The 20,119-nt window shown below is 67.5% G+C and carries 23 protein-coding genes; 14 read left to right on the top strand and 9 right to left on the bottom strand.

Going from position 1 to position 20,119, the window contains the following annotated elements; genetic code table 11:
* The first annotated feature begins 223 nt into the window (after positions 1–223).
* The 3 genes from AWB89_RS23855 to AWB89_RS23845 all read left to right on the top strand — a co-directional run bounded on the left by AWB89_RS23855 (position 224) and on the right by AWB89_RS23845 (position 2,656).
* Positions 224–1,291, top strand: a complete 1,068-nt coding sequence (locus AWB89_RS23855) for a GGDEF domain-containing protein (protein WP_085097844.1) — start codon at positions 224–226, stop codon at positions 1,289–1,291.
* Between the two features lie 69 nt (positions 1,292–1,360).
* Positions 1,361–2,101 (top strand): PAQR family membrane homeostasis protein TrhA, encoded by a 741-nt coding sequence (gene trhA, locus AWB89_RS23850; RefSeq protein ID WP_085097847.1) that lies wholly within the window; start codon positions 1,361–1,363, stop codon positions 2,099–2,101.
* Positions 2,102–2,137: 36 nt separating this feature from the next.
* Positions 2,138–2,656: a phenolic acid decarboxylase gene (locus tag AWB89_RS23845; protein WP_085177007.1), complete on the top strand. Its 519-nt coding sequence runs from the start codon at positions 2,138–2,140 to the stop codon at positions 2,654–2,656.
* Between the two features lie 11 nt (positions 2,657–2,667).
* Here AWB89_RS23845 and AWB89_RS23840 read toward each other — a convergent pair whose 3' ends face one another.
* On the bottom strand, positions 2,668–3,525 hold the full coding sequence (locus AWB89_RS23840) for an LLM class F420-dependent oxidoreductase (protein WP_085177005.1): 858 nt from the start codon (positions 3,523–3,525) through the stop codon (positions 2,668–2,670).
* Between the two features lie 246 nt (positions 3,526–3,771).
* Here AWB89_RS23840 and AWB89_RS23835 point away from each other — a divergent pair, with 246 nt between their 5' ends.
* The 8 genes from AWB89_RS23835 to AWB89_RS23800 all read left to right on the top strand — a co-directional run bounded on the left by AWB89_RS23835 (position 3,772) and on the right by AWB89_RS23800 (position 10,267).
* Positions 3,772–4,737, top strand: a complete 966-nt coding sequence (locus tag AWB89_RS23835) for a metal-dependent hydrolase (RefSeq protein WP_085177003.1) — start codon at positions 3,772–3,774, stop codon at positions 4,735–4,737.
* Entirely contained in the window at positions 4,734–4,922 is a 189-nt protein-coding gene (locus tag AWB89_RS23830; protein ID WP_066935522.1) for a ferredoxin, read from the top strand. Before AWB89_RS23835 ends, AWB89_RS23830 begins: the two co-directional genes overlap by 4 nt.
* Positions 4,923–4,926: 4 nt before the next feature.
* Complete coding sequence (locus AWB89_RS23825) at positions 4,927–6,138, top strand: NAD(P)/FAD-dependent oxidoreductase (protein ID WP_085097862.1); 1,212 nt, start codon at positions 4,927–4,929, stop codon at positions 6,136–6,138.
* Positions 6,139–6,175: 37 nt separating this feature from the next.
* Positions 6,176–7,153, top strand: a complete 978-nt coding sequence (locus AWB89_RS23820; RefSeq protein WP_085097866.1) for a 2-hydroxyacid dehydrogenase — start codon at positions 6,176–6,178, stop codon at positions 7,151–7,153.
* A 79-nt stretch (positions 7,154–7,232) separates the two neighbouring features.
* On the top strand, positions 7,233–8,303 hold the full coding sequence (locus tag AWB89_RS23815) for a GGDEF domain-containing protein (RefSeq protein ID WP_085097870.1): 1,071 nt from the start codon (positions 7,233–7,235) through the stop codon (positions 8,301–8,303).
* 53 nt (positions 8,304–8,356) lie between these two features.
* The gene (locus AWB89_RS23810; protein ID WP_085177001.1) at positions 8,357–8,779 is read left to right on the top strand and encodes a nitroreductase family deazaflavin-dependent oxidoreductase; all 423 of its coding nucleotides are present in this window, start codon (positions 8,357–8,359) and stop codon (positions 8,777–8,779) included.
* A 95-nt stretch (positions 8,780–8,874) separates the two neighbouring features.
* Entirely contained in the window at positions 8,875–9,693 is an 819-nt protein-coding gene (locus AWB89_RS23805; RefSeq protein WP_085097876.1) for a formate/nitrite transporter family protein, read from the top strand.
* A gap of 118 nt (positions 9,694–9,811) precedes the next feature.
* On the top strand, positions 9,812–10,267 hold the full coding sequence (locus AWB89_RS23800) for an ATP-binding protein (protein ID WP_241519355.1): 456 nt from the start codon (positions 9,812–9,814) through the stop codon (positions 10,265–10,267).
* A 3-nt stretch (positions 10,268–10,270) separates the two neighbouring features.
* Here AWB89_RS23800 and AWB89_RS23795 read toward each other — a convergent pair whose 3' ends face one another.
* Positions 10,271–10,462, bottom strand: a complete 192-nt coding sequence (locus AWB89_RS23795; protein WP_241520584.1) for a hypothetical protein — start codon at positions 10,460–10,462, stop codon at positions 10,271–10,273.
* 148 nt (positions 10,463–10,610) lie between these two features.
* Positions 10,611–11,969, bottom strand: coding sequence for a WS/DGAT/MGAT family O-acyltransferase (locus AWB89_RS23790; RefSeq protein ID WP_085176995.1), 1,359 nt, complete (start codon positions 11,967–11,969; stop codon positions 10,611–10,613).
* Positions 11,970–12,212: 243 nt separating this feature from the next.
* On the opposite strand from AWB89_RS23790, the gene AWB89_RS23785 reads away from it, so the two are divergent.
* Together AWB89_RS23785 and AWB89_RS23780 are read left to right on the top strand one after the other, a co-directional pair.
* Positions 12,213–13,136 carry a cyclopropane mycolic acid synthase family methyltransferase gene (locus AWB89_RS23785; RefSeq protein WP_085176993.1) on the top strand — a complete coding sequence of 308 codons (924 nt, stop codon included), beginning with the start codon at positions 12,213–12,215 and terminating at the stop codon, positions 13,134–13,136.
* 70 nt (positions 13,137–13,206) lie between these two features.
* On the top strand, positions 13,207–13,710 hold the full coding sequence (locus tag AWB89_RS23780; protein ID WP_085176991.1) for a hypothetical protein: 504 nt from the start codon (positions 13,207–13,209) through the stop codon (positions 13,708–13,710).
* Positions 13,711–13,717: 7 nt separating this feature from the next.
* Here AWB89_RS23780 and AWB89_RS23775 read toward each other — a convergent pair whose 3' ends face one another.
* The 5 genes from AWB89_RS23775 to AWB89_RS23755 all read right to left on the bottom strand — a co-directional run bounded on the left by AWB89_RS23775 (position 13,718) and on the right by AWB89_RS23755 (position 16,364).
* Entirely contained in the window at positions 13,718–14,611 is an 894-nt protein-coding gene (locus AWB89_RS23775; RefSeq protein WP_085176989.1) for an SCO6745 family protein, read from the bottom strand.
* Between the two features lie 8 nt (positions 14,612–14,619).
* Positions 14,620–15,144: a nuclear transport factor 2 family protein gene (locus AWB89_RS23770; protein ID WP_085176987.1), complete on the bottom strand. Its 525-nt coding sequence runs from the start codon at positions 15,142–15,144 to the stop codon at positions 14,620–14,622.
* A 3-nt stretch (positions 15,145–15,147) separates the two neighbouring features.
* Positions 15,148–15,723 carry a hemerythrin domain-containing protein gene (locus AWB89_RS23765; RefSeq protein WP_085176985.1) on the bottom strand — a complete coding sequence of 192 codons (576 nt, stop codon included), beginning with the start codon at positions 15,721–15,723 and terminating at the stop codon, positions 15,148–15,150.
* Between the two features lie 101 nt (positions 15,724–15,824).
* A complete protein-coding gene (locus tag AWB89_RS23760; RefSeq protein WP_085097898.1) occupies positions 15,825–16,076 on the bottom strand; it encodes a hypothetical protein in 252 nt (83 codons plus the stop codon).
* A gap of 72 nt (positions 16,077–16,148) precedes the next feature.
* Positions 16,149–16,364, bottom strand: coding sequence for an acyl carrier protein (locus AWB89_RS23755; protein ID WP_085097901.1), 216 nt, complete (start codon positions 16,362–16,364; stop codon positions 16,149–16,151).
* 232 nt (positions 16,365–16,596) lie between these two features.
* Between AWB89_RS23755 and AWB89_RS23750 the strand changes: the two genes are divergently transcribed.
* Entirely contained in the window at positions 16,597–19,512 is a 2,916-nt protein-coding gene (locus AWB89_RS23750) for an aminotransferase class I/II-fold pyridoxal phosphate-dependent enzyme (protein ID WP_085176983.1), read from the top strand.
* On the opposite strand, the gene AWB89_RS23745 is transcribed toward AWB89_RS23750, so the two are convergent.
* Positions 19,509–20,069: a PadR family transcriptional regulator gene (locus tag AWB89_RS23745; protein ID WP_085097906.1), complete on the bottom strand. Its 561-nt coding sequence runs from the start codon at positions 20,067–20,069 to the stop codon at positions 19,509–19,511. The two genes, AWB89_RS23750 and AWB89_RS23745, sit on opposite strands and share 4 nt — an antisense overlap.
* Positions 20,070–20,119 lie beyond the last annotated feature (50 nt).

Below are 20,119 nucleotides of genomic sequence, written 5' to 3'. Positions count from 1 at the left end.
CTAACCGTAACGTTCTGCCAACAGTTGAGCACTTATCCGGCACCCGAAACACAACGCTCACAACGGAGTAGCATTCGCACTCGCAGGTGCCGCCGGTGGCCCACGAGGTATGTGACAAAGGGTCGAGGCGGGTCACGAAAGGTGTTGATCCGGTGGCCGGTGAACGCGGAGCGTCAACAGGCGAACCGGGCAGCGCGCGCGGACCTTCGAGGTTCGCCGGCTGATGTCACGGCTGAGGGCCTGGTGGAGTCAGCCCGACCAGTACGAGTGGATCAGCGCGTTCCTGGGCCAACACGGGATGCTGCGCCCGGCACGAACGATTATGGCGATCGTCGCTGGATCGTCGGCGTTGGTGCCGCTGACCGTGTTGCCGAGCCAAACCGGTCCCAGTCCCGTCGAAGTGATCACCGGGGTTGTCGCCTCGGCGTTCACGGTCGGCGTGACCGTGTTGTGGCTGAGGCGCTGGCCGACGCGTCGACAGTCCCAGGCCGGCGTGGCGGTAGGAGCGTTGTTCGTCGGCGGGTGGAGCATGGTGCAGCCCACCGCGGCGCTGGCCGCTCTCGCGTGTACGGCCATGGCCGTCCCCGGTGGCTACATCGCGTTCTTCCACGGTCCCAGGCTCATGCTCTTCAACAGCGTGGTGGCCGCCACGGTCGCCACAACGGCGGTGCTGCGGCTGGCTCACGAGGCCAATATGGCCACGGCGGCCTCCGCTCTCTGGATCAACGTGTTCCTCAACATGTCTGTGCCCCTGGGAATTTGGGGCATGGTGCGGGCCATGGGCACGTACGCGCGGCGCTCCGAAGAGGACGGGCTCACCGGATTGCTGAATCGGCGCGCATTCACCGACGCGGTGCGTCACCGGTTGCAGAGTCCGCCGCCGGCCCACACCCACCTCGCGGTGGTCATGGTCGACCTGGACAATTTCAAGAGCATCAACGACACCCACGGTCACGCGGCCGGCGACCGTGCGCTGCAGGCAGTGGCGCAGCTGCTGCGTGAGCACGCCCCCGCGGACGCGGTCATCTGCCGGGCGGGTGGCGAGGAATTCCTGGCGGCGCTGACCACGGGGACGCCGGATGTGCGGCCGCTCACGGAGCGATTCTGCAGAGCCCTCGTGGGACTCTGCCCGAGAATCACCGCCAGCATCGGCATCGCCAGCGCCGAGCTGCGCCTACTCACCGAGCCTTACGTGGCAAGCCTCGTGGGCGAGCTCGTCCAGATCGCTGACGACGCGATGTATGCGGCCAAACGCCGCGGGGGCAACCAGGTCTACGAGGGAGTGGCCTAGCCACGGCAACTCCCGGATACACGCCATTCACAGATGCGACAGAGCGCTTCCACAGGCTGTGGCGAAACGATGTGGGCAGGCTCTGAATCGCCTGGAATCGCGGCACCTAACGCGAATCGCGGGAGTGGGGGAGGGACGTTGAGCGCACCGGCCGCCACCGTCGACGGGGTTCTGGCCAAGCCACGCATGCGGGGCTGGATCCATCAATACTGCGCCGTCGCCGCCGTCGTAGCCGGCGCGCCCCTGGTCGTGGTGTCGTGGGCGGAAGCCTCCAAGCGGGCCGGACACTCGACGCTGACATACGCCCTCGCGATCGTGGCGATGTTTGCCGTCAGCGCGGTTTATCACCGGGTGCACTGGGAGTCGGCGGTCTTCCGGAAGTGGATGAGGCGGCTGGACCACTCGATGATCTTCGTGCTGATCGCCGGCACCTATACCCCTTTCGCCAGGCTGGCGATGCCCCGGGGGACCGGGCACGTCGTGCTCGCGATCGTCTGGGGTGGCGCGCTCGCCGGAATCGCGCTGACCCTGTTCTGGCCGACGGCGCCGCGCTGGGCGGGCGTGGCGCTCTACCTGCTGCTCGGCTGGGTGGCGGTCTGGTACACCGGCTTGATCCTGCACAACGCCGGCACCGCCGCGACGGTGTTGCTGGCCGTCGGCGGCGCGCTGTACAGCATCGGCGCGGTGTTTTACGGCCTGCGCTGGCCCGACCCCTGGCCGACGACCTTCGGCTACCACGAGTTCTTCCACGCGTGCACGGCGCTCGCGGCCGTCTGCCAATACGTCGCCATCTGGTTCGCCGTCTTCTAGGACCGATTCACTCGCCGATAGGCTGGCGAGATGGCAATGACCAGCGTCACCAACCCGATTCCGCCGCAGGATCTTTCGGGAATCGTCGGACACCGCCTCATCTACACATACGCCAACGGCTGGCAGTACGAGATGTACGTCAAGAACGCCACCACCATCGACTACCGCATCCACTCCGGGCATGTCGGCGGCCGATGGGTCAAGGGCCAGCGGGTCCACCTCGTTCAGCTCGACGAAGACAGTTTCAAAGTCTCCTGGACCGAGCCGACCGGCACCTGCGTTGCCGTCAACATCCTGCCGGCCAAGCGCCGCCTGCACGGCGTGATCTTCTTCCCGCAGTGGATCCGCCTGCACGGTGAGCGCACCGTGTGCTTCCAAAACGAGCACCTCGACGAGATGCGCGCCTACCGTGACGAGGGGCCCACATACCCCATCTACGAAGTCCCCGAGTTCGCCTACATCACCCTGTTCGAGTACGTGGGTGTCGACGACGAGACCGTCATCGACACCGCGCCGCACGATCTGCCGCCCGGGTGGTCCGACCGCACCGGCTGACGAACCGAGGCCTACTTGAGGTCGGCGGCGACACGCTCCAACGCGGCGAGGTGGTCGTCGACGGTCGCCAGACCGGCGCTCATGGTGTTCACCGAGAGGTGCGTGGCCCCGGCGGCCCGCCAGGCGGCGATGTCGGCGGCCGCCTTGTCGGGGTCGCCGGTCCAGCTGACCCGGCCCTCCATCCCGAGGCCGCCGGCGTCGCGGCCCGCGGCCGTCGCCGCGCGCTCCACCTGCGCACGCGCGTAGTCGAGGCCGGGGCCGGGCTCCATCATGGGGAACCAGCCGTCGCCGAGCCGTCCCGCGCGTTCGTAGGCGCGGTCCGACGCGGCACCGAACCACACCGGGATCGGGCGCTGGATCGGCATGGGCGCCAGGCCGGCGCCGGTCACCGTGTGGTACTTGCCTTCGAAGGTGACGGAGCGTTCGGTCCACAGCTTGCGCATCACCTCGACCTGCTCCTCGGAACGCCTGCCCCGGTTGCCGAACTCCTCGCCGAGCGCCTCGTACTCGACGGCGTTCCAGCCCAACCCGATGCCGAGGCGGAAACGCCCGTCGGTGAGCAGATCGACCTCGGCCGCCTGCTTGGCCACCAAGACCGACTGGCGCTGCGGCAGGATGATGACGCCGGTGACGAGCTCGAGCGAGGTGACCGCGGCCAAGTAGCCGAACATCACGAACGGCTCGTGGAAAGTCGTGTCGATGTCGTAGGGGCCCTGCCAACCCCGGTGCACCGCCGGGTCGGCGCCGACGACGTGGTCGTAGGCCAGGATGTGAGTGAAGCCCAATTCCTCGACGCGCTGCCCGTAGGCACGCACGGCTGCGGGATCTCCACCAAGCTCGGTCTGCGGGAACACGACACCAATGCGCATTGCGCGTTCAACCGAATCCCGCCTCAATTGCTTCCACGCTGCGCGTCCGATCCGGTAAACACGCGTTCACAGCCAACTGCCAGGGAACCCGGTACCGCCGGTACGCATGAGCCGGCGAGGGTGTGGGTACCCGGCCGGTTGGACGGTCGCGAACTCGGCGGCCTGCGTTCCGCCTTGGATCGACCGCTCCCGCAATTCGAAAAGGGAGGCCGACGGCCGACGGCCCGTCGGCGGGAGGAGCATCTGATGCCAGAAGTCCAACTTCATCGGGAGGGGCATCCGAAGTACCGCCGGATGGTCCGCTTCGACTGGTCGGAAACCCCGCTGCACTGGGTCCCCGGCGACCCGTTCTCGACCCACATGATCAACGTCCTGCACCTGCTGCTGCCCGAGGGGGAGCGGCATTTCATCAAGGCGGTCCTCGAGGCTTCGTCGCTGGTCGATGACCCCGAGTTGGAAGCGGCGATCAAGCCGTTCATCCAGCAGGAGTCCTGGCACGCGTGGGCGCACCAGATCGTGCTCGACCACCTGGCCGAGCAGGGCATCGACACCAAGCCGTACACCGATCGGCTCGGAAGGCTGTTGTCGATAACGCTGGGCGACGCCCCCAGGTGGTTTCCGCCGGCCATGAAGCGGTGGTGGCTGTATCGCCGGCTGGCCGATGTGGCCGCGTTGGAGCACTACACCGCAATGTTGGGCCAGTGGGTGCTGTCGAACCGGGGCCTCGACTATGCGAAGGCCGACCCCATGATGCTCGACCTGTTGCGCTGGCACGGCGCCGAGGAGGTCGAGCACCGCTCGCTGGTGTACGACGTCTTCCAACACGTCAGCGGCAACTACTGGATCAGGGCGTTCTCGATGTTCTTCACGACGCCGCTGTTCATCGCCTGGTGGGTCGCGGGCGCCCGCTACCTGATGGCCCAAGACCCGACCATCGACCAAAAGTGGCGCTGGCGGGACTGGCTCTGGGCGGCCCGCGAGTACCGGTTGCCCGGCCCGTGGAAGCTCATGGTGACGACGCCGGTCCGGTATCTGCGGCCGAGCCACCATCCGAATGACGAGGCGTCCACCCAGATGGCGGTCGACTACCTGAACTACTCGCCGGTGGCGAAGGCCGCCCGCGAGCGAGCGGGGTCCAAAGAAAAGTCACCGGATCAGACCCGTGGCATCGAGACGTCAAGCAACGGCGCACGAAAGGTCGAGGTTCGATGAAGGTTTCGGTTGATCTTGACACCTGCGATGGCAACGGCGTGTGCATGAGCATCTGCCACGAGGTGTTCGACGTACGAGAAGACGGGCTGCACGTGCTCCAGGAGGAGCCATCCGAGGAGTTGCGCCAGCAGTTGATCGGCGCCGAGGTGTCCTGCCCCACCCAGGCGATCACGGTGAAGGAGTGAGCCGATGCCGAGCCGTCAACTAAGGCAGGTTGTCGTCGTCGGCGCCGGCGTGGCGGGCACGCGCGCGGCCGAGGCGCTGCGCCAGGATGGCTATGACGGAGACCTGACCATCGTGGGCGCCGAACGGCACGCCCCGTACCACCGGCCGCCGCTCTCCAAGAAGCTGCTCACCGGCCAGGTGCACCGCGCCGGCGTCGACCTCGCGCCGCAATTCGAGCTGGAGGCTCGGGTGTTGCGCGGTGCGTCGGCGATCAAGCTGGACTTGTCCTCGCGCACCGTCCACCTGCGCGACGAAAACCAGGATCTGGCACTGCAATTCGATGGGCTGGTGATCGCCAGCGGCGCGACGCCGCGCCAATGGCCGGGTCCGGTCCCGGAGGGGGTGCTGACGCTCCGCACCGTCGACGACTGCCTGGCCATCCGGGAACGGCTGGGGTCGCGGCCGCGAGTCGTCGTGGTCGGCGGCGGATTCATCGGCGCCGAGGTGGCGGCCAGCTGCCGATCGATCGGGCTGGAGGTCGTGCTGATCGAGAAGGCAAACAGCCCGCTGCTGGCGGCCTTGGGCAAGGAGCTGGCGCCGCGCTGGGCCGAGTTGCACCGACAGCACGGCGTGGACGTGCGGGTCGGGGTAGGCGTCGACTCGATCGTCGGCAACGGCCGCGTTGAGGCGGTTCAGCTGACCGACGGTTCGCGGGTCCCGGCCGACGTCGTCATCGTCGGCCTGGGTGTCACTCCGGTGACCGACTGGCTCGACGGATCGGGGCTGCGCGTGGACGACGGGGTGGTCTGCGACGGCACGGGCGCGGCGGAGGGCGACACCGGAGGCGCCGCCGTCGTCGCCGCCGGTGACGTCGCGCGCTGGTGGCACCCGCTCTACGAGCGGCACCTGCGCACCGAACACTGGGATGACGCCGGGCGTCAGGGTGAGGCCGCGGCCAGGACGCTGCTGGCGGGCCCCGACCGCGCCGAGCCCCACGACGAGTTGCCTTACTTCTGGTCCGATCAGTATGACGTCAAGGTCCAAATGCTCGGGGTGCCAACGGATTACGATGCGGTCGAGATCGTCGAGGGCGATGCCGACGCCTGGGAGTTCCTCGCCGCCTACGGCCGCGGGGGCCGCACCATCGCGGCGCTGAGCACGATCCCGAACCGGGTGTACGCCTACCGCGACGCCATCGCCAACCGCGGCGAGTTCCCACCCCGGCCGCCGGAGTAGCCAAGCGCGGGCGCTGTGCCGCCGTCATGATGGACGCGTGACGGTGAACAAGACCAACGCGGTGCTGCGGGTCGGTAGGTTCGAGCCCACTTTTGCCGAGGAGCTGGCCCTGCGCTACGACGTCCCAGCGCTTCCCGGGGATGGGGAGCGTGCGCGGTTCTTGGACGAACACGCGAGCGACGTCCGCGTGGTGGTGACCTCCGGGCCGCCCGGCGTCGACGCCGGCATCATCGGGGCACTCCCCAACCTGGAGGCGATCGTTAACTACGGGGCCGGCGTGGATGCGATCGACCTGGCCGCCGCCAAACACCGCGGGATCGGCGTGAGCAACACCCCCGACGTGCTGTCGGACTCCGTGGCCGATACGGCACTGGGCCTGATCCTCATGACGCTGCGCCGTTTTGGCGCCGCCGACCGCTACGTGCGGGAGGGCCGGTGGGCGCGGGGCGGCCGCTTTCCCTACGGCAGGGACGTGAGCGGCCTGCAGGTGGGGATCCTCGGCTTGGGTCGGATCGGCTCGGCCATCGCGACCCGGCTGCTCGGCTTCGACTGTGCCATCGCGTATCACAACCGCCACCCGGTCGAGGGATGTCCGTACCGTTACGCGGAGTCGGCGGCGGAGCTTGCCCAGTCCGTCGATGTGCTGGTGGTCGCCACGACGGGTGATCGCGGGACCCGCAGGCTAGTCGACCGCACGGTCCTCGAGGCGTTGGGTCCCGAGGGCTACCTGATCAACATCGCGCGCGGCAGCGTCGTCGACCAGGAAGCGCTGGTCGAGTTGCTGCAGGGCGGCGCGCTGGCAGGAGCGGGGCTGGATGTCTTCGCCGACGAACCCTACGTGCCCGCCGAGCTGTTGAGCCTGGACAACGTGGTGTTGTTCCCGCACATCGGCAGTGCGACGGCGCGAACCCGCAGGGCGATGGCGTTGCTCGCGATCCGCAACCTGGACAGTTATCTCGACACCGGGGAACTGGTGACGCCGGTATTGCGCCCACGCCGACGAGACCGTCAATAGGCCGTCGAGTTTGCACTTCAGCGGGGTTGGTCTTTAATTCTTCACGTGACAAATAAGACTCCGGCAAGACGGCGGCCTCGTGAAGCAAACCGATCAGTATGACTGGGTCACCGCCTACCTGAAGGGCCGTGGCCTGCAAGTCGTCTGGCAGAGAGCGACTTTCGCGTTCACTGCATCGCAGGCGGCGCTGCCGCTGCTGATGCTGTGGAGCCCCACCGGACCGCACACCGCGATCGCCCGGGCGGGTTCCGTCGTCGTATCGGTGCTCGGATTCGCCGGCGCAACCCTGTGGCTGGTGCACTGGCCCACGCGACGACAGTCGATCCTTTTCTCGCTCGGCGCGACGGCAGCCATCGCCGCGATGTGTCTGGCGTTGTCCAACCCGTACACGGGGTTGATGGGATGCACCATGTTCGCGATGCTCGGGGGTTTCATCGCGTACTTCCACGCCGGCCATTACGTGCTGGCGAATTTCACCGTCGCAACGGTCTGCGCGGTGACGCTGGCCTACCGATTCATCCTCGCCACGGGAGACGCCGCGCTGATCGGCGCCGGTCTCATCACCGTCATGGCACTCAACATCGGGGTGCCGTTCGGAATCCAGTCCGTGGTGCATACGCTGCGCACGGATCTTCGGACGTCCGACCGGGATTCCCTCACCGGCCTGCGCAACCGGCGCTCTTTCTACGACGCGGTCCACGAGTTGCTGACACTGCACGGCCGGGCGTCGGACAAATATCTGGTCATCGCGGTGATCGACTTGGACGACTTCAAGAAGGTCAACGACACGCAGGGCCACGCCGTGGGCGACCAGGCCTTGGTCGCGGTCGGCACCGCGCTCGAAGAGAACTGCAGCCCGTCTGCGGTGATCGGTCGGGTGGGCGGCGAGGAGTTCGTGATCGTCGACACCGACACCAGCCCCAACCCGAGGCGGATGGCCGAGCGGCTACGCCAGGCGATCGCCGCGGTTCCCTTCCCGATCACCGCCAGCATCGGCACGTCCGGCGTCGCGCTCGACAGCTCCGAAGCCGACACCCAACTCATCGATGACCTCATCAGCACCTCGGACGCCGCCATGTACGAGGCCAAGCGCGCCGGCGGGAACCAGGTTTGCCACTATCCGGCGTTGGTGCGCCGCGCCGCCGGATAGCCGGTGACGCCGGCCCGGGAATGGATAGGCGGCACGGCGGCGTTGGCAAGGCCATGACTGACGGGATTGAGCTGAGCCCCACCGACTGGGTGCGCGAACAGACCGAACGAATCCTGAAACAAGGCACGACCGAAGGCGTCGAGATCCTCGACCGGCCGGTCATCTTGGTGACCACGACCGGAGCGAAGTCCGGGAAACGGCGGTACGTGCCGCTGATGCGCGTCGAGAAGGACGGCCGCTACGCCATGGTGGCCTCCAAGGGCGGCGCTCCCGACCATCCCGCGTGGTACTTCAACGTCAAGGCCAACCCCGCGGTGACCGTGCAGGACGGCGACAAGGTGGTCTCCCTCACCGCTCGCGAGCTGGACGGCGCCGAGCGCGAGCAGTGGTGGCGGCTGGCCGTCGAAGCCTTTCCGCCCTACGGCGAGTATCAGACGAAGACGGCCAGGCAGATCCCGGTCTTCGTGCTCGAATAACCGCCGCGTCACCGCATCTATAACCAACGTCACACCCCTGGGCAGGCGTGGGCCGTCGATCAGCGGGTATCCACGGCTGGCCGTGAGGACCCAGGATGAGTGAGACGATTCAACGCCGGCTCGGCGAATACGACAGCCCAATCGAGGACCGGCTCGAGGACGCCTTCAGCAGAATGCTGAGCGAGGGCACCCAACGGATGCACCGCACCTGGCGCGGCGTCCTGGTCACCGGGTTCTTCGGCGGCACCGACGTTGCGCTGGGTGTGCTCGCGTACCTGTCCGTGCTCAGCGCCACCCACCAGCCGCTGCTGGCGGGTTTGGCGTTCTCGATCGGCTTCCTGGCGCTGCTGCTCGGCCACAGCGAGTTGTTCACGGAGGGCTTCCTGGTGCCCGTGGTCACCGTCGCCGCCAAGCGAGCCAGCATCCGGCAGCTGCTCCGGTTGTGGGGCGGCACGCTGCTGGCCAACCTCGTCGGCGGTTGGGGGATCATGTGGCTGCTCATGACCGCATTCCCCCGGCTGCACGAGCAGACGATCGAATCGGGCGCCCATTTCGCCACGGCGCCGCTGTCCCCCCAAACCCTGGCGCTCTCCGTCCTCGGTGGCATGGCGATCACGCTGATGACGAGGATGCAACAGGGCACCGAGTCGGTGCCCGGCAAGATCGCCGCCGCCATCGCCGTGGCGTTCCTCCTGGCCGGCCTGCAGCTGTTCCACTCGATCCTCGACTCGCTGCTGATTTTCGGCGCCCTCATCACCGGTCGCGCGCCGTTCGGGTACCTCGACTGGCTGGGGTGGTTCACCTACACCGCGGCCGGCAATGTCGTGGGCGGATTGGGTCTGGTCACGCTGCTGCGGTTGCTGCGCAGCAAGGACCGGTTGCAGGAGGAGCGCGCAGCCGTGGATGCCGCATGAACGGGCCGTCCGTCGCGAATCACGATGTTGCGATCGCGATCTCAGCTGAGCACAATCTGTGGCCTAAGCGATATGCGGACGGGTTATCGATCGCAGGACAACTGGGTATGCATCTTCCATGACCGCCGATTCGCTGATGGCCACCCCGGCGCTGTTCGCCCGCGCCGGCGCCGCCGACGCCGTAACGGCGGCCGAATGGCGTCGCGCGCTGCGAGTTTGGCTGCGCGAGGCCACCGACGTGTCCCCGGATGTGCTCGACAACATCCTGTTGGGCGCCGGCGAAGCGCTCGCGAATTGCGTTGAGCACGCGTACCGCACGCATCGCGACGCCGGCACCATGGAGCTACAGGCCGGCTACGATCCCGCCGCGCGATCCGTCAGCGTGCGCGTCAAGGACCGCGGGACCTGGCATCGGCCGTCGCCGAAGAAGCCCAACGATCCCCGAGCGTCGCGCGGCATCATGTTGATGCACGCGTTGGCCGATCACTGCACCATCAACGCGCGCCCCGGTGGTACCACGGTGTGCCTGAACTACGCCGTCGATCCAATCCCTTTGGCGGACACCACCGTTTGACGCTCACCGGCGGGGCTGCGGCAGCCCGGGCACCCAGGCGGACAAACCCTCCCGGATTCCCTGAGTTATCTCGTTGCTTCGCTGCGCGCTGCCGACTGGGGCCGTCTCCGGGCAGTCGCAGCGCAGCGTGCCGAACGGGTTCGGGTCGGCGCCCACCGCGTCCGGGTCGGCTTGCGCCGGCGCGGCACCAGCCACGCAGCAACCGGTAGCAATCGCCAAGCCGCCCAGCATTTTCGCGAATGACATCTGTGCGGTCCTCCGGTCGGCGCCCGATTCTGCTTGCACCTGGAATGACGCAACCGAAAGTCGTTTCGTTCCGCGTCGTCTCACGTGCGCGGACGCCTCATGCCCCGAAGGCGCGCTCCAGATCCTTCAGCGACGTCTCCAAATGCCCGAGCAGCCGTTGCAGGTGCGGGACGCTGCGACGGCAGCCGACCAGACCGAAGTCGAGGTTGTCGGCGTTGTTGGTGACGGTGATGTTGACCGCCTGCCCGTCGAGCGGTATCGACAGCGGGTAGTTCCCATCCAACCGGGCGCCACGCCAATACAGCGGCTCCGCCGGCCCGGTCGAGACGTTCGAGATGACGATGTTGAACGGCGGCGACGCCGTCGAGAGATAACCCGGAATCAGCCCGAAGAACAGCCCACCGATGTTGAACGCCGACAAGGCCAGCTGTTGCACCGCGGGCAGCTGCTGAAACACCTCTTTGGTGTCGCGGATCGACGAGCTGATGGTCTCCAGCCGCTGCGCCGGGTCGTCGAGGTCGGTCGCCAGGTTGCACAGGAAGGTGCCGACCATGTTGCCGCCGCGGTCATCGTCGTCCTTGCGGAGGTTGACCGGAACCATCGCCGTCAGCGGGGCGTCCGGCAGGGCGTTCTGCTCGATCAGGTAGGCGCGCAGCGCCCCGGCGGACATGGCGAGCACGACGTCGTTGACGGTGACACCGGCGGCCGACTTGACCGCCTTGATGCGGTCCAGCGACCAGGACTGGGCGGCCACCCGTCGGGCACCGCCGATCCGGACGTTGAACATGCTGCGCGGCGCCCGGAACGGGAGGGTCAGCTGCTGTTCGAGCAGCGCGGCCCGCGCGAGCCGCACCGTCGACGGGGCCAACGCCAACGCGGACCCCGCGGTGCGGCCGGCCCGTTCGAGCAGCGACGGCCGCTTCCCGCGCCCCGAACGTTGCCGCGGCGGCAGGTCCCACGGAACGCGCACCTCGTCGTCGTCGGGATCGGAGGTGAAGGCTCGTTGCACCAGCCGCAGCGCCGACACTCCGTCCATCAGGGAGTGGTGGTACTTCGTGTAGACCGCGTACCGCCCGTCCTGCAGTCCCTCGACGAGGTGGGCCTCCCAGAGTGGGCGGTGGCGGTCGAGCAGGCTGCCGTGCAGCCGCGATGCCAGCTCGAGCAGGTCGCGGACCCGTCCCGGCTCGGGCAGGGCCGAGCGGCGGAGGTGGTAGTCGAGCTCGACGTCCTTGTCGAAGGACCATGCGATGTTGGTGAGGCCGCCGAAGAACGCCGGGTGCTTACGGAAAGTCGGTTGAACATCGGTGCACTCGAGCATCGCCTGGTAGGACTCGCGGACGAAATGCGGCCCGGCGTCCTCGGGTGGCTCGAAGAGCTGAAGCGAGCCCACATGCATCGGGTGCTCGCGTGACTCGCCGATGAGAAACAGCGCATCGGTCGGCGATATCGGTTCCATGGTCGGCCTTTCGATTCAGTCACATTCCGTCGGTCCGCACCGTCCACCCGACACGGCTCCTCACTTCAATTAGCCACGGCGGGCGTCGCCCACACCTGGAAAATGCGTCGCCGCCGGTTTCCGCATGCGAAACCGACGATTCGTGGCGCGGTATCCGGACGGATAGACTGATGGCCCAGTAACTCGCGCGGTTGAGATCACACGCCGCTGAGACCAGCAAAAGTCCACGTCAGGGGTTGTGCCGTGCCCGAGAAAAAGAGCCAAGCCGCCGGCTTGGAGCCGCACTTCGAGGACGTGCAGGCGCACTACGACCTGTCCGACGAGTTCTTCGAGCTTTTCCTGGACCCGACGCGGACCTACAGCTGCGCCTACTTCGAACGCGACGACATGACGCTCGAAGAGGCACAGCTCGCCAAGGTGGACCTCTCGCTGGGCAAGCTCGGTCTGCAACCGGGCATGACGCTGCTCGACATCGGGTGCGGCTGGGGCACGACGATCGTCCGCGCGCTCGAACGCTACGACGTCAACGTCGTCGGGCTGACGCTGAGCCGCAACCAGCAGGCGCACGTGCAACAACGGCTCGACCGGCATCCCAGCGCGCGAACCAAGCGTGTGCTGCTGCGGGGCTGGGAGCAGTTCGACGACAAAGTGGATCGCATCGTGTCGATCGGCGCCTTCGAGCACTTCGGGCGCGACCGCTACTCCGACTTCTTCAAGATGGCCTACGAGGCGCTGCCCGCCGACGGCGTGATGCTGCTGCACACCATCATCAAGCCCAGCGACGAGGAGTTCGCCGAACGCGGCCTGCCCATCACCATGACCAAGCTGCGGTTCATGAAATTCATCATGGACGAGATCTTCCCGGGCGGGGACCTGCCCAACGCCACGGCCGTCGAGCAGCACGCCGAGAACGCCGGGTTCACCGTCAAGCGGGTTCAGCAATTGCGCCTGCACTACGCCCGCACGCTGGACACCTGGGCGGCCGCGCTCGAAGCGCGCCGCGACGACGCCGTCGCGATCCAGTCCCAAGAGGTGTACGACCGGTACATGAAGTACCTCACCGGATGCGCCGAACTGTTCCGCGAGGGTTACACCGACGTCGCGCAATTCACCCTCGCCAAGGGCTTACGGCCCCCGCGCGGTTTATCAGCACAGCGCTGCGGGTAACACCACGAGCAACAACCTGATTCGGTAGCCGCCGACGCTTGTCGGCGCAAAACCGAAGGAAGGATTGACCGTGGGCGCCAAGCACCGCTTGACCGAGCCGTCCGAGCAAACCCCGTGGGCGCATGAAAAGCCGCCGCGCAAGATGTGGGGCGTGGCCGGCGTGTGCGAGATCATCACCGGTGCGGTGGTGTGCGCAGCGTGCCTGACCGCGCTGGTGACCAACACGGCCGAGCCCGAAAAGCCAACGATAGAAGCGACCTTGGGGCCGGCCCCCGTTTCGCAGCCGGTGCGCCAGGAGGGAACCGTGATCGCGGTGTCCGCCGACTCGGTGACCGCGCGCAGCGCCGACGGGTACACCCAGACCTATCTCGTCACGCCGAACACCGCCTTCATCACCAACGGCGCCCGATCCGCAGCCGCCGCTGCACATTTCGCGGTCAACGACCACGTGGACATCATCGGGACGATCAGGAACGGTAGGGCACTGGCTACCGCCGTGGCCGACCGCGACGTGACCAACGGCAACGGATCACCGATGGATCACGTTGCGGCACAACCGGTCAGCGCCCGATAGCTGCGCGCTAGCCGCCGGCCAGATGCGCGCTGCCGTCGTCTAAGTCGTCGCGGCGCAGGCTCATCGGGGTAGCGGCGGGGATATCGCCGCCGGCAACCACCGACCGGGTGACCGGGGTCAGCGCCTGGAACAACGTCTCCACGTCGTCGTCGCTGAGCGCGTCGAGCGCCGACAGGGCGAGCGTGTCGGTGCTCGTTTCGATGTGGTCCTTCAATCGGCGGCCGGCCGCCGTCAGCGAGCCGTCGTCGTCGAGCAGACCGCGCTCGGCCAGCCGTTGCTCGTGATGCCGCCACGCCGCCTCGTCGTAGTCGCGGGTGCGGGCGATGTAGTCGCGCTGGACCCGGCCCGCCGCGGCATGCAAGACGTTCGATTCCCGGCCCGAGATGCCGGCCGCGGCCAGCACCGCGACGTGCCCGTCGCCGCGCTGTTCGCGCAACAGCGTGGCCGCGTGCCACAGGGAGGCGAGCGGGTCCTCCGGCCAGGGCAACGCCAGATTCGCGGCGAACAGCGGCCGCCCGTCGAGCGGCGCCTCGCGCGCCGCGCGGCCCGCCAATTCCGCTGCCACGGCGACATTTTCGTCCGCCTCGACGCCGTAGCGGCGCAGCGCGGCGACGGCCGATTCCTGCCGGGCGCGCAGCGCGGCCTCCGGACCGGCGATCTCCCACGCCGTCGGGAGTGCCTTGGCGACCCGCTCCGGCGCGAAGTTATAGAAGGCCGCGGTCACGACCTCGCGCGGCACCACGCCGAGCGGCGCCGATCGTGCGGCGAAGTAGCCCATCCAGAAGCCCCGGTAACCCAGCCCGTCCAAGGCCGCCCGCGCCTCCGGCGCGAAGTACGTCACCGCGTGCACCGGCTCGAATCGATCGAAGAAGCGTCGCGCCAATCCCGGTTCTCTGCGCACCGTCGCAGTTAACCACCCGGCGCGGGCCCGAGGACTCCGACCCGCCCGGCGGCCGCTTCGCGGCGCAGGGCGGTGGTGGTCAGGTCGAACCTCACCGCGGGGATCGTCTCGTTGACGAACGGGTTGCCGGTCCACCAGGCGATGCGGCACGTCCGCCGGGTGATTCGCCAGCCGGCGGGCGTGCGCCGCCACGAGTCGTCATACCAGCCCATCCCGTCCCAATAGGGGCCGGCGTCGGCGGCCTTGCGCACCAGCCGCCAGCCGCCGTTGCAGAAGCTGTGCGCGACGTCGCCCTCGGCGCGGACCACATGCGTCGAGATGGTGTGCTGGGTGGCATCGAACGGCTCGTGATAGGCGGCGAAGTCCGCCTTGAACCGCGCGAGATCCTTCCACTGCGACGAGGCCCCGTAGTCCGCCACCACATCGGTGGTGAAGATCGAGTCGAACAACTGCCAGCGCTGGCTGTCCACGGCGAACCCGTAGAGGTTGAGCAGCTGCGTGATCGCCACGACGTCGGTATCGGTGCTCGCCACGGCTCATTGGCCTTTCAGGCTGCCGATCCGAAGCGAGAAGTCCGCGCGGCGTAAGGCGGACTTGCCCTCGACGTCCTCGACGTAGCGCTCGGGGTCGCGGTCGACGATCGGCAACCCCTCGGTGGTGGGATGCTCGGCCATGAACTCGCTGTATTGCCGCCCGAGCGCCTCGCGAAGGCCGATCGGGGCGCTGCGCCGGAAGTCCGGCAACCCGTCGCGTTCCTCCTCGCCCATGTGGTCGTCATTGGCCGACCGGGTGCGTGCGACAGCCGCCCACCACTCCTCGGTGCCGACCTGTGTCGCGTCGGCGTCGCGCACTCCGTCGCGGATGTCGTTGTGATCACCGATCGCATCGAGCGTCTCGCCTTCGGGATCGTCGGTCCCGCGCTTCAGCAGCTGCGGGTAGAAGATCTTCTCCTCGATATAGGCGTGTACGTCGAGCTTGTCGGCGAGCGGACGCCAGACGCCCTCGAGTGCGGCGTCGCTGACAGGTTCCTGCCCGCGCAGCGAGTCCAGCCTGGCGAACTGTTGGCGAAACCAGTCGTGGTCGGCGCGGATCAAGGTGGTGATGTCAGCCATTCGAACTCCCGCGTTTCCGAGCGCTACCCGGCCGCTGCGGATCCGCGGCCGCGGTCTCCATGCTGGCAGAACCAGTCAACCCGCGACAGCGTGACGCCGGCTCAACTCTCCGAGCGGGGCGTGGGGCTCTGCGCCGATTCCCATTTCGACGCCAGCGACCTCGTGACGGTGGTGCCGGGCGCCAGGTCGAGCTGGAAGGTCTCACCGCCGCCCTCAAGCGTGACGACGTATCGGCCGTCGGTGAAGTCCTTGAAGACCACCTTGTACGGCTGCTCGCCGGCGCCGCGGTCGACGGTGATGATGTCGCCGGCGGCGACGTCGTCGATTCGGTCGGTTGCGGAAACTTCAGTCATGCCATCGACGGTAGCCGATGGCGGGGGCCTTGGCCGCGGCCCCGCCCGCGCCCGGCAGCCAATCTCGTTGTGCTACTTGGTCAGCTGGACGAGCAGCTCGTGGCACCGCTGCGCGCGCTTGGAATCCTCGGCCATCACGTCTTCGAAGAACGACGCGACGTCGTCGAGCCCGGCGTTTTTCGCGTCCCGCACATACTGCCCGTAGTCGTGCCCGGCCTTCAGCGAGTGGTATTGCACCGAGACGAGGTCATAGGTCACATCGTCGAAGCCGGTTTCACCTGTCGCCATGGTTATCCTCCTTCGGTCGCCTGAACAATGCGTCTTCAGCGGCCTACCCGTGGCCGGCGCCGCTAAACCGATGCAGGCCGCGCCGGCCGCCCCCCGTTACCGCCGTCTGGCCGGCCTGTCACCCGACGGACGCGCAGTGTTTGCCCGCGGGCAACCGGCGGGCGGATTGGGTCTGCAAGCCTTGACCGACGCTCCGCGACCAGGAGTCGCCGCGAACCAAGGAAGGGCGGCCATGACGGAACACTTGCGCGCTTACAACAGCCTGTGGCAGGTCCGCAGCGACTCATGGTGCCGGCTGGAGGAGGCCGCCGATCGGCTGACCCGCCCGACCACCGAGGGTGAGCTGAAGGCGAAGTGCATCAACACCTGTCAGGAGCTGCTCACCCGCCTGAGCGCCCTCGAGCCCTACTGGGCCTATCCCGGATCACCCCAATTCGCGCGCGTCCAAAGGCTTTTCGCCGCGGGCAGCTACGACAAGTTCGCGCAGGCGCTGGTCCAGATCAACCGCGCGCTGACCACGGAGTCGTACCGCTCGGGCGACGTCGAGAACGCCGGATCCGACGACCTGGACATGTTCCCGTCCGATCCGCGCCAGCTCGCCGAGCATCAACCGGCCACCCAGCGTGACCGCCCCTATTTCGAGGTGCTCGTCGTCGAGAAGATGACCGAAGACCAGGAACGGGCGCTGCGCAACGAGGTCCGCAAGTGGCGCCGCCCCGACGACGAGTTCGTCTACGAGCTGGTCGTGGTGTCCAGCGGTGACGAGGCGCTGATCGCGGCGCGGCTCAACGTCAACCTGCAGGCGGTGGTGATCCGGCGGCGCTTCTCGCACCAGTCGACCCGGGACCTGTCGGCGCTGGCGGAGTTCGTCGACACGGGGGTGTCGCACGAGCTGGCGGATCACCAGTCGCCCGAGGAGCGCGCGCAGATCCTCGCGGTGTCGCTGGCGAAATTGCGGCCCGAGCTCGACCTGTATCTGATGACCGAGATCGAGGTGGAGGACATCGCCGGGCGGCTCGGCCAGTACTTCCGCCGGGTCTTCCACGCTCGCGAAGGCATGCTCGAGCTGCACCTGTCGATCCTGCAGGGCGTGGCGGCGCGCTACCGCACGCCGTTCTTCAGCGCGCTCAAGCAGTACAGCCACCGGCCCACGGGTGTCTTTCACGCCCTGCCGATTTCGCAGGGCAAGTCGATCGTCAACTCGCACTGGATCAGGGACATGGTCGGCTTTTACGGCCTGGACGTGTTCATGGCCGAGACGTCGGCGACGTGCGGCGGGCTCGACTCGCTGCTCGAGCCGACCGGGCCGCTGCGCGAAGCCCAGCAGCTCGCGGCCGAGGCCTACGGCTCCCGGCACACCTACTTCGTCACCAACGGAACGTCGACCGCGAACAAGATCGTGACCCAGGCGCTGGTGGCGCCGGGCGACATCGTGCTGCTGGACCGCAACTGCCACCAGTCGCACCACTACGGGATGATGCTCGCCGGCGCGAACGTGGTCTACCTCGAGGCGTATCCGCTCAACGACTACTCGATGTACGGCGCGGTGCCGTTGCGCGAGATCAAGTCGAAGTTGTTGGCGCTCAAGCGCGCCGGCAAGCTCGACCGCGTCAAGATGATGTCGCTGACCAACTGCACCTTCGACGGCATCGTCTACGACGTCGAGCGGGTCATGGAGGAATGCCTGGCCATCAAGCCCGACCTGGTGTTCCTGTGGGACGAGGCGTGGTTCGCGTTCGCCCGCTTCCACCCCGTCTACCGTGAGCGCACCGCGATGGCGTCGGCGCGGGCGCTGCGGGAGCGGCTGGCCGATCCCGACTACCAGCGCCGCTTCGAGGAGCAGCTGGCCGCCGACCCGGCCGGCGACGACGACCTGCTGGAGCGCCGCCTCGTTCCCGACCCGGCCCGCGCGCGGGTGCGGGTGTATGCCACCCAGTCGACGCACAAGACGCTGACCGCGTTGCGGCAGGGCTCGATGATCCACGTCTTCGATCAGGACTTCGACCAGAAGGTCGCCGAGCCGTTCCACGAGGCCTACATGGCGCACACCTCGACCTCGCCCAACTACCAGATCCTCGCGTCGCTGGACCTCGGCCGCCGGCAGGTGGCGTTGGAAGGCGTGGAGCTGGTGCAGCGGCAGATCGAAAACGCGATGCAGCTGCGCGACGCGATCGACAATCACCCGCTGCTCAGCAAGTACATGCGGTGCCTGCGCACGTCCGATCTGATCCCGGAGGAGTTCCGGCCTTCGGCCATCGCGCAGCCGCTGCGCTCGGGCCTGCGCAACATGATGGCGGCCTGGGAGCAGGACGAGTTCGTGCTCGATCCGTCCCGAATCACGCTGTTCATCGGCCCCACGGGCTACGACGGGGACACGTTCAAACGCCAACAGTTGATGGACCGCTACGGGATTCAGATCAACAAGACGTCGCGTAACAGCGTGCTGTTCATGACCAACATCGGCACCACGCGCAGCTCGGTCGCGTTCCTGGTGGAAGTGCTCGTCAACATCGCCCGCGAGCTGGACCAGAACATTTCCGAGATGAGCCTCGGCGAGCGCCAACACTTCGCGCAGGCGGTCTATCGGCTGACCGAAATGTCCTTGCCCCTACCCGATTTCAGCGGGTTCCACCCGGCGTTCCTGGATCACGGCGGCAGCGAGGCGACGCCCGAAGGCGATGTCCGACGAGCGTTCTACCTCTCCTACGACGACACCAACTGCGAATACCTGATGGGCGAGCAGATCCTCGAACGGCTGGACGCTGGAGCCGACATTGTCTCGGCGACGTATGTCACGCCGTATCCGCCGGGATTTCCGGTGTTGGTTCCGGGTCAGGTGTTCAGCCGGGAGATCCTGCAGTTCATGCGCGACCTCGATACCCCCGAAATCCATGGCTACCTGCCGAATTTCGGCTATCGCGTGTACACCGAGAAGGCCATCGAGATGGTCAGCGCGTCGGTCGGGCTGGCGACGCACAACGGTCACCGGCCCTCGGGGAGCCCGGACGGGTCGGCACCCCAGAAGCCGTCGAAGAAGAAGCCGACCAAGCGCGCGGCGGCCGATGGCGACGGGAACGTCCCGGAGGTGGGTCAGGACGAGCTGATCGGCCGGCAGTACCCGGGCGATGCGGTGGACACCACGATTTAGTGCGCCGAGAGGCGGCCGTCGAGAATCCGCAGCGCACGCTCCGCCCATCGGATGTTCTCCTCCTCGAACGATATTCCGCGCAGCAGCGTCAGGTAGGGGCCCACTCGTTCGTTGCGGGCGAGGTACTCCTTCTCGCCGCGGCCGTCGAGCATCCGGGCGCGCATCCGCTCGTAGCGTTGCAGCTTGACCTTCGCTCGCTGCAGTCGCTCCGCCATGAAGTCACGGACGGCCCGCGCGTCGCCGGCATCGGCGGCCAGCAGCTTGACCGCGAGATCATCGCGGATCACCGAGGGCTTCGGCGCCCGGGCGGTGAACTCCCGGATCGCGTCGTGCCCCGACTCGGTCAGCGAGAACATCCGCTTGTTGGGCCGGCGTTCCTGCTGCACCACGCGCGCCCGGATCAACCCGTGCTCGGCAAGGCGGTCGAGTTCGCGGTAGAGCTGCTGCGGGGTGGCCATCCAGAAGTTGGCGACCGAGGCGTCGAAACGCTTGGCGAGGTCGTATCCGGAGGCCTCACCATCGAGGAGCGCGGCCAGCACCGCGTCACGCAGCGACACGGCGACCAGCTTAACAATGCGAATACTCAAAAAAGTGACTAACCGCACAT

It is taken from the genome of Mycobacterium paraense (genome assembly GCF_002101815.1).
GTDB lineage: Bacteria > Actinomycetota > Actinomycetes > Mycobacteriales > Mycobacteriaceae > Mycobacterium > Mycobacterium paraense.
Note: the sequence above shows the minus strand (reverse complement) of the source record. Positions and strands in the feature narration are given on the sequence as shown.